The sequence below is a fragment of the Enterococcus olivae genome (assembly GCF_053760925.1).
The window spans coordinates 18,558-34,354 of sequence record NZ_JBSMVT010000019.1; the positions used below are offsets into that span (position 1 = coordinate 18,558).

Genomic DNA, 15,797 nt, shown 5'->3' on the forward strand with positions numbered 1-15,797 from the left:
CAATAAATAAAATCTATAGATTCACCTTAAATTAACTATTGGAATTTATCAATGAAATCTCATACAATAGATATGTAGGATTGTTCATTTTTTATCAATATGTCAGAAAAGTGTATTTTTTGTCTGTCACAGCTGTTTTTTGAGAACGACCTCATTATTTGTAAGTGTTGTATTAAGAACCATCCATTTATTATTTTTTGTCAAACTCATTTGTCTTCTATCATGTGAAAAAAATTACATTAGAGGACTGAAAAAGATTTTATTAAAGGAGATCGATTACATGTCAAAAAGTCTATTTGATTCAATTGAGTTACATTCTGGAGCAAGCTTCAAAAATCGTTTATTTATGTCTCCAATGACCACTCAGTCCGCTTTTTACAACGGAGAAATCACACAACAAATCATTGATTACTATGAGGTACGTTCTGGGGATGCAGCAGCAGTGATCGTCGAAAGCTGCTTTATCGAAGACAAGGGGCGCGGCTTTCCCGGTGCTCTAGGTGTTGATACAGACAAAAAGGTCGCAGGTCTAGCAGATTTGGCAAAAGTTATCAAAGATCGGGGCTCAAAAGCGATCTTGCAGATCTATCATGCAGGAAGAATGGCTTGGCCAGAGATCAACGGTGGTGCTACACCGATCTCCGCAAGTCCAATCGCTGCCTTACGTCCCAATGCACCCGTTCCACGTGAAATGACTCAGGAGCAGATTTTGGAAATGATCCATTTCTTTGGTGAAGCTACTCGTCGGGCGATCGAAGCCGGCTATGACGGCGTAGAGATCCATGGTGCCAATACCTTCTTGCTGCAACAGTTTTTCTCTCCCCACTCTAATCGCCGCCATGATCAATGGGGTGGTAGTCGTGAGAAACGAGCGAAATTCCCTGTTGAGGTCATGAGAGAAGTGCAACGTGTCGCCAAAGAACAACACGCCGAAAATTTTATTGTCGGCTACCGTTTCTCACCTGAAGAACTAGAAGAACCTGGGATTCGTTTTGACGATACCATGTATTTGTTGAATACTCTGGCAAAAGAACAGCCCGACTATTTCCACTTCTCCATGGGGGCTTACACACGGCCTTCGATCGTGGACACAAAGAATACTGAACCACTAATCACCAAATATCTGGCACAGCGTTCACCTGAATTATCAAAAATCCCGATCATGGGAGTTGGTTCGATCCTGCAGCGTCAGGATGCCGAGGATGCCGTACAATTAGGCTATGACCTATTGGCTGTCGGAAAAGGCTTCTTGATTGAGCCCAACTGGGTCGCAATGATCAAAGAAAACAAGGAAGTCGTCGACTACGCTCACGTCAATGCACAACAGCAATTGGTGATCCCTAATCCTCTTTGGGACTTCATGGAATACATGGTTCTTGATCCGGAAGAAGAAAAACGCAAACACGAACGTCTGAAAGAATTGCAAAAAGTCAAATTGACCTTTAAACCAGGAACCTATACGGTAGAAGCCAAAGGACACAACAGTGATCTGGAAATGGCTGTCACTTTCTCTGAAGAACGCATCGAAGACATCGCCGTTGATCAGAGCAATGAGTCAGAAGGCTTGTCCGATCAAGTATTCTTGCGTTTGCCACAACAAATCATTGAAGGTCAAACATTGAATGTCGATGTGATCTCCGGTGCCTCAGCTTCCAGTCAAGGACTGATCGACGGAGTTGCCGAAGCTGCTGAAATGGCCGGTGCCAGCTCAGAAGTCTTGAGAGCTCGTCCAAAACCAACGATCCAATGGTCCAAAGAAATTGTCGACGAAGAAGTCGATGTGGTCGTGGTTGGCTCAGGTGCTGCAGGAATTGCTGCTGCCTTGCGTGCTGATGAGCTGGGATTGAAAACGATCCTCTTAGAAAAATTGAGTTTTGTCGGTGGAGCGATCTCGATCAGTGGTGGGAATCAGGTCGTGATGGGTTCCAAGCTACAAGCTGCAGGGGGCGTCACTGACGATAAGCCGGAATACATGATTGAAGACTTCCTAGCCAACGGCAACGGTCTAAATGTCAAAGACCTCTTGACTCTGTTGGCGGAAAATATCGGTTCAGCTACCGACTGGGTCAATGAATATATGGGTGTCGAATACGACATGGAAGATGGTCTGCACATTCTGGCGGAATATCGTAAAGACCGCGAACTGGCTTACAAAGACGGTGGCCATGGTTTTTCTGCAAGTGCCCGTAAAAAGCTAGATGAAAGCCACGTAAAAGTTTATTTGCAAACAAAAGCTGAAAGCTTGAAAACAGATGGTCAGGGAAATGTCATCGGTCTGAATGCCGTGGAAGATACTGGTAAAAAACACAACATCACGGCAAAAGCAGTCATTTTGACCACCGGCGGCTATGGGAACAACCCGAACCTTTTAACAGGCGATCTAAACAAAATTCTGTTCTATGGAACAAAATCATCAACAGGTGACGGCATCCTAATGTCTCAAACACCTGAATTAAGAGCAGCGACTCGTTTGATGGAATATGGAAAAGTCTATCCAAATGGGGTGGAGGTTTCTCAAGACTATGCCAAATCTACAATCGATGGCAATCTAGTCGTGTTAAAACGCAATGCCTTGCTGGTCAACACAGACGGACAACGGGTCGTCAATGAACGGGCAAGTAACAAAAAGATTCTTGAAGTCTTGCTACAGCAGGATTCGAAAATGCTGTATTTGTTGATGGATGCCAAGAATTTTGAACTCTTCAAAGAAGGAGTCGTTGAAGGTGGGATCGCACCTGAGGATCTGGAACGCTGGATCAACAATACCGCACCGACACCTCCAAAGGCTTTCCGGGCAGATACACTGGAAGAGCTGGCAGCAAAAGCCGGCATGACACTCAACAGCTTGGTTGATACTGTGGCTCGTTACAATGGCTGGGTCGAACAGCAAAAAGACGAAGACTTTGGTCGACAAGTGCGCTTCCTTCAGGAAAAAGTTGGAGAAGGGCCTTATGTGCTGATCGAACAAAAACCACGTTTTGCAACGACAATGGGTGGATTGGTCGCAGACACACAGCTGCATGTCCTGAATGAAGAAAACCAAGTGATCAGCGGCTTGTATGCTGCTGGTGAACTGGTTGGTGGGGTCATGGGATCGGATTCCCCTTCTGGTGCCAACAATGCCTGGGCACTGACTTCCGGTAAATTAGCTGCAGAGAACGTCCAATCACAAATCGAAGCCTAACAAACAGAGCAAGAGACTAGCCACAGCTCTCTCCATAAAAACAGGAAAAATCGCAAATGATTTTTCCTGTTTTTTCTTATTTTTTTTAATTGAAACCGTCGCTAACTCTGCAGGGAAACCTCCAGGGAAACTTCCAGACCGTCTGTCCGGAAAAAATTCCTCATGGTGCAAGACCGCTTTGAGCCTCTTTCAGAGTCTCGCAGCTTTCGGCATTCAAAGCCAGTGTATACAGCAGAAAAATCTGCTGCAACACTGGCTAATTCATCCTCATCTTTAGTGCACGATGAGGTTTTTTCCTACCAGAAGTTCTTCCAGCTTCCGATCCTTGTTTTGTAACAATTTTGACGGTCACTAATAATAGTTTGACTACATAAAAAATATTGCTTTTTATACCACAAAATACAATATAAATTAGAAGCTGGAGGAAAAATCCGTAGGAAATCTCTCGTCGTGCCTTTAAGGAGTTTGGATGAATTACACGGAGTAAGTGGTGCCCCACTAACTCCGTGTTTGAACGCCAACAGCCATGAGACTTTGTAAAAGGCTCCTGGCTGTCCAGCACTACGAGAAGAATTTCCGAAGAGTTTTCCCGGAAGCTTCACAGTTTCTATCTTATTTTAAACATGGATATTTTTAGAGTGCATCGCAAGCGTTATGACATCATTTGCTCGAATTATTTGAACCAAAGAGCAGTTTGGTCAGCATCTTGAACTGCCCTTTGAAAGACGCCACCTGCTCAAAGATATCCTCGCCATCATTGAGCATTTTGACAGTGACCCACCCCAGAGCCTCCGTAATACCACTGGCGACAGTTGCATTGACAGCAGCTCCTGCGACGGTCCCAACTGCAGGAATCAGCTTCAAAATATTCCCCACAGCACTTCTTCCCAAGCCAACAACGACCAATTCCTTAGACAAGCTCTTGCCCAGACTCTCCGACCAAGATTGACCAAAAAGCTTATGCAAACGCGACATCATGATCAACTGTACCGGAACCAGCAGAAAAGCATCTGAAAAAGGAATCGGCGAACAGCCAATGATTGCCGCCGTCAGAGAAGCGGCATGTATCGTATTGTGGCATTTCTTGCGGGTCTCTTCCTCAACACCCTCCAAAAATTCATCGAATACGCCGTCAAACGACTCCTTGCTTTTGGCAAGAATCTTTTCTGCCTGTCCTCGCGTCTTTTCATAGCTGCTTGCAATAATCGATGCTGTTTTTTCTGGGAGCCTTTTCAAGGTCTCAGAGAAAAAGGATCTGAATTCCTGCTCCTCTTGTTCTTCTTCCTCGATCTCTTCCTGTAACTCTTTGTTTTCAAGCTCTTCCACTTGCTGTTTCTGAGATTTTGACCGTTTTTTGAACGTAAATTTTTTCATTTTGAAGCCCTCCTTCACACGAATAAGAATCTCCTCTATAAGAATTGTAGCACATTTACTTCAAAAAGATTAAAAACCCCAATGCAAAGGCTTTGACCGTTACATCGGGGTTAGGAGAGAGCAATGTTTAGTTATCTTTATGCTTTAGGTTTTTTTGAATCGATTGCGTATTGACGACGTCCGCCTGGTTTTGGTACAAGATCACCAAGCATGATACCGAAGCCACCTTCCACACGTAGTTCTTCGCCGTTAGTATAGCTTGCGCGTTTGCTAGCCAAGAACAAGACAGCATTGGCGATGTCCTGTACTTCACCGATTCGGCGGTTAGCAGTCATTCTTCTTCTGCCTTCTTCTACTTCTTCGTCTTCATAGAATTTTGTAGAAAGAGGTGTTTTAACGAAGCAAGGCAAGACACAGTTACTGCGTACACCGTATTGGCCCCATTCAGCCGCAATTTGTTTAGACATCATGTTGACGCCGGCTTTACTTGGGCTGTAAGCACCTGAATAAGTTTCTGGGCTGATTGAAGCGATCGTAGAGATATGGACCATGCGGCCTGATTGTTGTTCGATCATACGACGACCGATACGTTGTGACATTAGGAAATATCCTGTCAGATTGACTTCAACAACTTGTTTCCATTCATCCAATGGTAATTCTTCTAGTAAAGAGAATTTTAAAATGGCTGCAGTATTGACTAACACATCGATACGTCCAAAGTCAGCAACAACTTTTTCAACCAATGCATCTACTTGGTCTTCAACTGTTGAGTTGCAAGAATAGCCTTTTGCTTTGATTCCGTAAGTGCTTGCTAATTCTTTTGCATAGCTTTCCGTTGCTTCTTCGTTTAGATCGACTAATGCTAGATTCGCTTTTTGTTCAGCAAAATCATTTGCGATTTTTCGGCCCATTCCACCTAATGCACCAGTGATGACCACAACGTCATTTGCTAAATCTAACCAATTGTTTTCCATGTTTATAAGCTCCTTCATAATTGTTTTCTTAATTAAAATATACTTGAATCTATCGATAGGTACAAATTCTTTTTTTTAATAAATCTATAGATTTATTAAATGAATCACAAAATCAAAAAGTCTTGCGTAATTTTTTGACTAAACTCGTGATCTACCGGATAGATCACCAGCGGATTGAGCAGCAACGGGTGGAAATCTAGCTGTAACAAGCTTTGTACGAATGATCCAGCTGCGATCTCACTTAAAGAGTACAGTCTTGCTTGTCGCTTGAAAGGACCTGTTTTGTACTCAAGTTGTCGTTGCAACGTAAAAAATCCCTGCTGATGCTCAAGATAGTGAAAAACTTCGTGAGCGATCAGAATCTCCGTCAATGAAGCAGTATCCGTGAAAAAAGACAATTCCGGGTAGCGTTCAATCAGTGCTTCACCTTGCTGGATCAACCGTTGATTCAAGCGAATCTGATTCGGCAGCTGGAATTCAGCCAAAACAAAATTGAACTGATTGCTCTTGGCTTCTTCCTGAAACCTTTCGATCTGAATCCCTTGTGTCTCGACATACTTGGAAAGACTCTGAGGAAGCTCAGCTGCTGCTTTCCCGCATTGAAGTGCCTCTTGGATCAGCTCTTCTTGCTGTTCCAAGGGGATCTTCCGATACAAGTTGTCTTGTGCCAATAGATAACGGCTCAGTTGTTCCAACGGAATCGTCCGAATATCGACTAGTCTTTTGATCAATTCTTTTTCTTCCATCGTTTGGACCACCTTACGTTAAACGATTGGCAGCAATGATGATGATCTCATCCGTACCAACGATCTCACTCATCTCAATATCGATCAGCATCGTCAGCTGACTGTAGTCTGTACTCGAAAAATCCAGCAAACGCGGACCGACACAGAAATAAAAATCTGGTCGGATGATCAGATCACTCTGATAGTTTGCCATGCTTTCCCACAAACGACCGACCTGTTCCAGATAGCTTTGGATCGAGGTTTTGACGACAGCTGCATTTTCTCTTTGGACACGAATAAAACCTTTTTTATCGATCACACGAATGCCATGGCCTTTTTTAGAGTCCGCTCCATAAATATGGAAATAATCGGTCTCATCTAGTAGCTGAACTTTTTCAGCTGGCAATCGGAAATCCTGAACAGCGATCTCTCGAGCTTCTTCCTCGGTGGCAGCACTTTGGATCTCTGTGGATTGAGCAGCCGTTGAACCAGATGCCCGGGCAGTGATCTTTTGGGTTTGTGGATCGATCTCGATATGGACCTCAACACTGTCTTCGGTCGCACCGCTTTCGATCGCCATATTACTAACTTCCTGTTTGATGGCCTGAATATCAGCTTTCGTCGGATTCGGAACGATCCGTTCGACCACATCCTGAACAGCCGCCAAGGCAACACCAATCGAAGAGATGACTTCTGCATTCTCAGGAATTTTGTACCTCAGATTCATCCGTTCGGCAGCGTATTTAATCAAAGCCGCGACACCGCCTCCAACACCGACCAACGTCATTTGATTTTTCTCCAGCTGGTATTTTTGGGCCAACGAATGAATGACCGGCTCGATTTTTGAGACAGCTTTGTCCAAGATCTGATGGGCAACTTCTTCCACGGACAACTTCAAATAGTCTGCCAGCGGTTGCATTGCTTTTCTGGCTGATTCTACATAACCATAAGAAAAGTCCTCTTCCGTCACATAGCCCAAAACATTGGCGGCGCAGGAATTAGTGATCGTAACCCGTTTGCCACTAGCTAGCTTGATCGCTACATAGTCTGCCGGATCGCCTTTTTTAGGTGAAAACAATTCCAGTTGCGGATCAACGATCTCTTCTTCTGGAGTAAAGACAGCATATTCTAGTCCAGCGATATGCGCGCTACGAGGTCCCACATCTTTGACTCCTTTGCCGTCGACACGGATCATACTACCGCCAGCAACTCCTAGGACTCGTACATCCAGTGAATTGACGTACGTCTTATGCCCAGAAATCTCCGAATAATCAATGACTGGACGACCATTTTTGATGACGCCGAGATTCGTTGAAGTCCCTCCGACTTCGAAGTAGATACCGTTAGAGGTCCTTAGATACATCAAGGCACCCATGACACTGGCAGCTGGCCCCGATAGCATCGTCAATACCGGCCGTTTTTTCATTTCCACTACATCCATCAAACCACCATCACCACGCATGATCATCAGGGGCACATCGACGCCTGAAGAGCGGACACTGGCCTCTGTTGAATTGGCTGTTTCCAGCATCTTAGGCAGGATCGAAGCATTGATCGTGGCCGTACGGGTTCGACGAGACAAACCATACAATTTCGTCATCTCTGAAGCCAGGGTCACCTGAACTCCCTTGTTGCGGGCAACCGCAGCGATCTTTTCCTCTAGCTGCAGATTATCGACGCCAAAAGCAGCCGAAGCAACCAGAACATCGATCCCTTCTTGTAGCAGCTCATCGATCATTTTGCTGATCGATTCTTCATTCAGTTCTTTTTGAGAAAGAAAACGTGGAACGATCGAAATACTGCGTCCAGTCCCCAGATCGATATCTTTCAAACGCGTCTGAGCTTTTGCCAGCCAGCCTTCCACTCCTGCTTTCGCAGTACTGATGATCCCGATTTTTGCAACGTCGCCCTCCAGCAAAGCATTGGTTGCCTGTGTCGTACTGTGGGCAACGAAAACAACCTCTTCTGGTGCGATCGCGTATTCTTCTAAACAGATCAAAAATGAATCGACAACTCCTTGTGCAACACCTTGTTCGCTATCATGAGTTGTTTTTACCGATGATTTTCCAATGATCTCTTGCGTATCATTATCGATGGCGACAGCTTTTGTATGCGTACCGCCAACGTCGATACCTATTCTAACTTGTCGTTTCATAGTAAACGTCTCCTTACATCATTTTATAGCGGGTTATTGATCAAGAAATTGGCAATTTCTAAAACCAATGCGATACATATCCCTGGAACCAAGGCAACTTTCATATACTCTCTAGTATTCAATCGGTTAAAGCCGATTCCCCAAGCATTCCACGAGATCGTAATATCAAAATGCCCCATCCCGATCAAGATCGTAGCAAACAATGGATATAAAAAGGTTGTTGGGTAGTTCGTCGTCGCGCTGACTACCGCCAGCAAAGCGGCTCCTGATCCGATCAAGGACATCGGTCCTCTAAACCAAGTCAACGGTGCTAAAATACCAAATAATAGACACAAAACGATCGGTGATGTCGGGATGATCCCGCCAATGACCTGTTCAAAATAAGGCGCTGCAAAGACTGCCGAATCATTGAACATCGCCAAGGTCAGCCAAAAAGCGACCAATGACGCTGTATCCTTGACCCCATCGGTAAAGATCCGTGAGATCTTGCGGCAAACAGCTCGGAAGCCGCCGGTTATCTCTCCACAAACACCTAGAGCGAACAGGCTGGCTAGGATAAAGCAAAGAATCACCGGCAGTTTGAAGACGATCACGCCCAGCACTGGCAGAAACGGTGAGATCAAAGAAATCCCTGGAGCCTCCGTCACCTCACTCGATTTAGTCGCTGCCCACGAATACGTTAAACTTTCTACTCGTAGATAGAAGGTCGCAAAAAGCGAAACAATCGTGATCATGACAAAGAATGCTAGGAGACCAAAGGGGAAATACGTGGTATATGTATACTCGGTCCCACCATTGGAATTCGCAAAAAATGCCACGTACTGAGCAAAATTGATCGGGTTCAAAAAGATCCCCGCAGCCACGGAACCGGTGAAGGAGAAGAACGCCACTACTTTAGGAATACCAATCGAAAACAAGATCGGCAAAATAATCACGGCGATCGCGATTACCGATCCGGCACCCGTCATCGAAGTAAAAATGAAGCCTGTGATCAAATTGACGATCGCCAAAATGATTCCTGGACGGTCTCCGCCTAACTCTACACTTTTACGAATGATCGTGGCAGCAATCCCGGTATTCAATAAAATACGTCCAAAAAAAGCACCTAGAAAAATATTGATCAGTGACGGACCCCATTTTTCAGGCGCGCGCTGATAAACAACACCCAAGATATCCGTGATCGACATTCCTTCAAATGCCGCTTGGGGAGAAATCAGGTGACCAATGATCGGTAAAATCGTCCAAAGTGTTGCCATGATAATAAAACCGACCATCAAGTTATAGCCTTTGATACAGTAGTAAACCATTCCCAAGAAGGAAAGGATCAACAGTATCCCAATTAAAATATCCATGAGTTACCTCCTCAACTTTCGTAACCATTTATCAGAAAACAGCACGACAGGGACAAATATCCTAGTGATATTTGCCCCAGTACGTGTATCTATTGAGGCATTGTGATCTGTAGATTGACAGGATCACCTTACCTAAAAATTAGTCTTTCATTTTAGATAATGCACTATAGCCAAAGATTTTCTTGTGTTGTCCAACCAGATAAAACATCATCAGTGTTGCCACTACAGCCGCCACTAGCAACAAGCCCATCATCAAGTAAACGGCTCTTGCTTCACCCAAACTTCTGGTCATCGCGGATACGATAAATGGAAGGAAAGTACTTGCCAAGCCCATCCAAGTATAGTAGATCCCAGTATTACGGCCTTTAGGTCCTGGACAGAACATTTGGCGTACACTCAAACCTGCCTGTAAAGCACCACCGGCAGCAAAGAAACCGATCGCAGTGATACTGATATAGATCACTGCTGGATGACGGATCAACAATACCAATGCCAGTGCGACCGCTGTGAAGACAGAGTCGATCAATAGCACTTTTACAGGGTTCCAACGCAATTTAGCCATCATGAAGGCCCAGAAAACAACGGCTACCAGTGAACCAACCGTGTAAATCGATGTCAGACCAGCAGATTGTGCTTCTGTCAGCCCGGCATTCCCCATACCAAAAGCTTTGATGTACTGTTGCGCACCATACATGATGAACATGCAAAGGAAAGCATAGAACATTGTAAAGAAATTAACCAAAACATTGGGTTGTACCAGCATTTTCGCTTTTTCTGCATCAATCTCTGCTTGCATGGCTTGCTTACGGATCGCAGGATCTTCTCCTTTGGTTTCTGCCATTTGATCGTCATAGACGAAAGGTGAGATCACCGCTAGAATCAAACAAACTACAGATAATACTAATGGAATCATTACGCTAAGCTCTGGACGACCCATGCTAGCAAAGTTCACGACCAACAATGGGTAGATTATACCCGCTGTTGAAACGAACAATTTGATCCCCAACAAAGCAGACGCAGCATATTTAGGTGCAGCTTCCTGTGCAGCTGGATAAAGCGCCGCATCCCAGAAGCCAGATGTTGCCACACCGGCCATGAAAGCACAAATACTTGCGATCACCATACTGTTGCTTAAAAGCAAACCTGAAAAGCAGATAACATAAAGCAATGCGCCACCGATGGCCATTTTCTTACGACCAATCTTGTCGGAGATTTCTCCACCGATCCAGACAGAAATAAATTTACCAAATCCAGTGGCAGTAATCGCCATGGAGACAGCTGCTGAACCAGCTGTTACGTCCGTATATCCCCATTTATCTATGAAATAAGCGGCATTTTGGCTTAGAATAAGTGCTTGCATCCCGTGGGTAAAATAGCATAAATAAACCGTGACTAAGGACATAATATAACGTTTTGCTTTCATCTTAATTCTCCTTGTTTTTTCATTTGTTAACAATTGAACTTACGTATCCATAAAGCGGTGCTGCTTTGACAGCAGCACATGCATTTATTTTGGTCGAACAGGCATTTCTTTCCCAGTGAAGATCTCAAAAGCTGCTTTTCCTTGTGCCAACAGCATCCCTTCACCAGTAACTGTTTGACAACCCTTCGCTTCCGCATCCTTGATTAGCTGAGTAACTGGTGGATTGTAAATCGCATCCGCTACGATCAGATCTTCATGGAAAATACTCGTGTCGCTGATCGGTGTTTTGGTAGAGCCAACTCCCATACCAAGTGTCGTTCCATTGACCAGAACATCCGCTTCTGCAACTGTTTGTTTCAATAATTCTGCATCAAACAAATCATTCATCGTGATATCAAAATCTGGATGCAGTTTTTTGATACGGGCGATTGTTTCTTCACCCTTCACATAAAAATCATCCTTGATGTTGAAGATTGCGATCGATGCCGCACCTTCAAGTACCAATTGAACCTGGATCGCTGTAGCAGCACCACCTGTTCCAATCACCACGAATTTCTTGCCTTTAGGATCTACACCATTGTTTTTTAAATTATTGGCAAAGCCTAAACCATCTGTTACATGACCGACTAATTTACCGTCTACATTATGGAAAACATTCACTGCATTGACCATTTGAGCCGCTGGTGACAATTCGTCCATATATTGGGCTGCTGCCCCTTTACAAGGCATCGTCACATTCCCGCCGACTAAATTAAACGTGCGAATCGCTTCGATTGCCTGTTGTGTTTCTTCCAGTTTGACATCAAATGCCAAGTAGACCGCATTGATATCCAACTGCTCAAACGCATAATTGTACATTGCTGGTGATCCTGAGTGTCCAACAGGGCTGCCGATCAATCCATACAACTGAGTTCTTCCAGAGATTCCTTCTAACATTCCACTACATCCTCTTTCCTAATTAGTCTAATAATTCTGGCCAAGCTTGTTTGATCACATCGATACTCGTGTCATAATTCATCTTCGCTGCTTTTTCATAGCCTAAACTTAAAATTGGATCAGAGATGACTTCTGTTCCTACCACGCGAGGGTTGATCCCGTGGGCTTTCAAGGCTTTCAGGAAGCCAACTGTATCGCCCCAACCTGTTCCTGGACACAGGCGATCATGCATTGATTCATCACGCAGGATCGTGTCTGGATAGCGACGTTCTAGTACATCACAGATTTGGATAGAGACTACTTTTTCAGCAGGTACTTCTTTTAGGTCTTCTGCCAAAGTTTCTGCACGCGCCCAATGCCATGTATCCAAGATCAACATGCCGTTGTCGCAGTCTGCTTCTTTAACGATGTTCCAAGCACTTGCCAAGTCTGGCACACCACTGTAAGGCATGAATTCCAAACCGATCACTAATTCTTTCGCACGTTCACATAATTCTTTGAAAGCTTTGATGTGGACTTCTGCTGGATATTTTTCCATTAAGCCACAGTTGATATGTCCCACACCGAACAAGCGCGCCATGTGGTAAACCGTTTGTTCTTTGAACTGTTGCAACAATGTTTCTGGTGTTTCCACTGTTTTGTTTGGATCCGCCCATAAAGTAATGTATTCAACTTCAGTTACCTTCATCTCATTTTCTTCTAGGATCTCCAACATTCTTTCATCAGAGTAGCCTTGCTTGATGGCTAACATGTAAGTTTCTGCACGTAAGCCGATTCCGTCGAAGCCTGCTTCTTTGGCGATTTTTACACGCTCTTCAAAATCAATGTCAACACCCAGTGTGTAAGAACTAATTGTCAATGGTACTTTACTCATTTCATTTCCTCCTTGTTTTGTCTCATCCATCAAAGTTATTTTTTTCACATGAAAGACTGCAGTTTAACTTTCAGATATGAATAGCTTTTTGATTGCTAGGGTTTCTCTTCTTCAATCCCCATGTTTCTAATTTCACAATCAAATCTTGTCTTTATTCTAACGGATAGCTTTTGAAATTTCTAATTGGTTTTTATCGAATAATCTATAGGTAAAAGATATAGTTTTTGCTATAATTGATTAAAACCATTTATTAGGAGACGTTCAAATGAATTTACAACATTTAAAATACTTTGATGTCCTTGCTAGAGAACAGCACTATACAAGATCCAGTAAGTTATTAAATGTTACTCAGCCTAGTTTGAGCAATGCCATCTCAACTTTGGAAGAAGAGTTGGGTGTTCCTTTGTTTGAAAAGAAGGGACGAAACGTCGTACTAACCAAACCAGGCGTCATTTTCCATGATTATGTCACACGAACCTTGGGGATTCTTGATGAAGGAATCGAGACTGTCACTAAGATCAGTCGCGGAAGTGGTTTTATCAGTTTTGCCTTTCTCCCTGTTTTAGGTACAACCTATGTTCCTAAGCTCGTTCATGCCTTTCATCAAGCCAATCCTGACAAAGAGATCTCTTTTGATTTCCATACCTCTACCGGAGTGACCAATGAAATCATTGATGGAATCAAAAACATGAACTACGACATCGGTTTCTGTTCCTATTTACCAAATGAACCCTCCATTGAATTTTTACCGATCGCCAGCCAAGAGCTGGTTGTCATCGTTCCGCTAAATCATCCTTTGGCGCAGTTTGATGAGATTTATTTGGAACAAACACAGCCCTATCCACAAATCGGTTTTAGTAAAAACAGCGGCTTGCGCAGTGTCATCGATAATGCATTCAAAAAAAATAACTGTACCTATCAAACAGTTTATGAGACAACTGTCGATCAGGTGATCGCAGGACTTGTCAGTCAAGACTTTGGGATCGCTGTTGTCCCAAACATGTATATTTTGAAGCACTTGCCTTTAAAAACGCTCCGCTTAAAAAACCCAGAGACAGAACGCTCCTTCTATTTAGCAACCAATAAGGAAGCCTATTTGACGCCAGCTGTCATCAATTTCAAAGAATTCGTCCTCGCTCATTCAGATCCTTCAGAGATTATTTACTAATAGTTCATACAATTCAAAAAGGCTGCCCCTCAACCAGAAAGTTGGTTTGGGACAGCCTTGCTGTTTTTTTATTGAACATCAGCAGGAAGTTCGATCGTATCGATTTCATTGATTTGACTGTAGCTTCCTTTTTGTTGCTGAGTCGCAGTCATTGTAAAGTTTTCTGTGTCTGCTTCATAATCCATGTCGGTCTCAAAAGAGATTGGATAGAATGTCGCTTTATCCACTTCAACTTTGTAAGAAAAGGCATTGATCTCTAGGTCATCTGCCATACTAGCTGCGTCGGCACCTGTATTTTCTGTAGCCAAAATCGATACGACTAATTCTTTTAATTCATCGCCACTACCTTCAAAAGATAGGACATAGGCATCGTCGTTTTCATCGACTGTGACTTGTTCCATAAGTCCTTCTAGCTCTCTCAACAGGTTGGTTGAAGTCGCCGCCGCCATTTGTTTCTGTGGATCGATCCCCATTTCACTCAGTGTTTGCGTGATCCACTGATCTGAACCAGGGAGCTGCACATAGAGTGCCGTCTCATCCATATAGGTGGTTATTGTTTCTTCTTCTCCAGCATTGAAATAGATCGTTTCTGTTTTGCTGACTAGAGGATCTGTGGTGTATTGAACAGTCGCTGTTGTTTCTACCTTGTTAGTCTGTTCATTCATCAAAAGATCCATCGTAACATCTGTCGTCACTTCCGCACTCTTGATCTCTTCCGAAGCTGTTTGAACTTTCGCCAAGACTTCTTCTTTAGATAAATTGTCTTCGGCTGGCGTGCCCACAGCATTGGTCTGATTTTGACTGTCCGAATCTCCTTCATTATTACTACATGCAGCTAAACCCAGAGAAAGTGCTGCCAAGCTTGCCAATACAAAACGATTGATTTTTCCAAACTTCATTTTGTCTCCTCCTTCAGGAAATAAACTAAGATTCTCCCCTATTGTAACACAGCAAAGAACAGCCGACTGCTTCTGTTGTCTGATCTTATGCTTTCTTTATTTCTTCTCAATCAAAGGGCGTGCCCAGGTTTGAACCTCTTCCCGTCTCGCTTTGTTCTTACCGATTGTCGGATCTGGATAACCTAAACGATAGTTGGCGATCAACTCATAATTTTCAGGAAAACCCAGACGTTGAGACAATTCCTGATCCATGATAAAGGCACTGGATGCCCAAAAACCGACCAGTCCTGCTTCATAGGCCAGCAGCGAAAAATTTTGGATCAAGGCAGCGGTTGCCTGGATCGCATCCGAATTCAACCGAGGTTTGTCTGCAATGATCTCACGGGCGAATAACAACGTGGCTGGTGCCTCCTTCAGTAGTCGGGACATCTTCTTCTCCATCTTGCTGCGACTGGCTTCATCATGAATCACCCCCGTCTCCTGATAGCGTTTGATGACTTCCTGATACAAATAGTCTTTTTCCGCCTCTGTGGTGATGATTTTCGCCTGCCAAGGCTCACGTTTATGAAAAGGAGCAAAACGAGCCTTTTCCAGTAGCTCATAAATCAGCTCTAAAGGAACTTCCTTCTGTAAACTTTTTTTGGATGTGCGACGTTCAACGATCGCTTGACTCACTGTAACCATGTTTCTCTCCTCCTTTTAATTGAGAACCTTTCTCAATTGCTATTATTTT

At 43.8% G+C, this 15,797-nt stretch carries 12 protein-coding genes; 2 read left to right on the forward strand and 10 right to left on the reverse strand.

Translation table 11 applies throughout. The annotated features are described in order from the left end of the window. Positions 1-280: 280 nt before the first annotated feature. Complete coding sequence (locus ACWODM_RS11645) at positions 281-3,184, forward strand: FAD-dependent oxidoreductase (RefSeq protein ID WP_455321545.1); 2,904 nt, start codon at positions 281-283, stop codon at positions 3,182-3,184. Between the two features lie 660 nt (positions 3,185-3,844). Here the strand turns inward: ACWODM_RS11645 and ACWODM_RS11650 are convergent. The 8 genes from ACWODM_RS11650 to ACWODM_RS11685 form a co-directional block, all read right to left on the reverse strand. Beyond that, entirely contained in the window at positions 3,845-4,558 is a 714-nt protein-coding gene (locus tag ACWODM_RS11650) for a YcjF family protein (RefSeq protein WP_455321546.1), read from the reverse strand. 137 nt (positions 4,559-4,695) lie between these two features. Next, on the reverse strand, positions 4,696-5,532 hold the full coding sequence (locus ACWODM_RS11655; protein ID WP_455321547.1) for an SDR family NAD(P)-dependent oxidoreductase: 837 nt from the start codon (positions 5,530-5,532) through the stop codon (positions 4,696-4,698). A gap of 104 nt (positions 5,533-5,636) precedes the next feature. Next, positions 5,637-6,278: a hypothetical protein gene (locus ACWODM_RS11660; RefSeq protein ID WP_455321548.1), complete on the reverse strand. Its 642-nt coding sequence runs from the start codon at positions 6,276-6,278 to the stop codon at positions 5,637-5,639. 13 nt (positions 6,279-6,291) lie between these two features. Continuing rightward, a complete protein-coding gene (locus ACWODM_RS11665) occupies positions 6,292-8,412 on the reverse strand; it encodes a hydantoinase/oxoprolinase family protein (protein ID WP_455321549.1) in 2,121 nt (706 codons plus the stop codon). Between the two features lie 23 nt (positions 8,413-8,435). Next, positions 8,436-9,764, reverse strand: a complete 1,329-nt coding sequence (locus ACWODM_RS11670; protein ID WP_455321550.1) for a citrate transporter — start codon at positions 9,762-9,764, stop codon at positions 8,436-8,438. 139 nt (positions 9,765-9,903) lie between these two features. Continuing rightward, positions 9,904-11,187: an MFS transporter gene (locus ACWODM_RS11675; RefSeq protein ID WP_455321551.1), complete on the reverse strand. Its 1,284-nt coding sequence runs from the start codon at positions 11,185-11,187 to the stop codon at positions 9,904-9,906. An 84-nt stretch (positions 11,188-11,271) separates the two neighbouring features. Beyond that, positions 11,272-12,123, reverse strand: coding sequence for a shikimate dehydrogenase (locus ACWODM_RS11680; protein ID WP_455321552.1), 852 nt, complete (start codon positions 12,121-12,123; stop codon positions 11,272-11,274). 22 nt (positions 12,124-12,145) lie between these two features. Continuing rightward, on the reverse strand, positions 12,146-12,997 hold the full coding sequence (locus ACWODM_RS11685; protein WP_455321553.1) for a sugar phosphate isomerase/epimerase family protein: 852 nt from the start codon (positions 12,995-12,997) through the stop codon (positions 12,146-12,148). 265 nt (positions 12,998-13,262) lie between these two features. On the opposite strand from ACWODM_RS11685, the gene ACWODM_RS11690 reads away from it, so the two are divergent. Then, a complete protein-coding gene (locus tag ACWODM_RS11690; protein WP_455321554.1) occupies positions 13,263-14,165 on the forward strand; it encodes a LysR family transcriptional regulator in 903 nt (300 codons plus the stop codon). A 68-nt stretch (positions 14,166-14,233) separates the two neighbouring features. Here ACWODM_RS11690 and ACWODM_RS11695 read toward each other — a convergent pair whose 3' ends face one another. Together ACWODM_RS11695 and ACWODM_RS11700 are read right to left on the reverse strand one after the other, a co-directional pair. Then, complete coding sequence (locus ACWODM_RS11695) at positions 14,234-15,064, reverse strand: DUF6612 family protein (RefSeq protein WP_455321555.1); 831 nt, start codon at positions 15,062-15,064, stop codon at positions 14,234-14,236. Between the two features lie 96 nt (positions 15,065-15,160). Further along, positions 15,161-15,748 (reverse strand): nitroreductase family protein, encoded by a 588-nt coding sequence (locus ACWODM_RS11700; RefSeq protein ID WP_455321556.1) that lies wholly within the window; start codon positions 15,746-15,748, stop codon positions 15,161-15,163. Between the last annotated feature and the right edge of the window lie 49 nt (positions 15,749-15,797).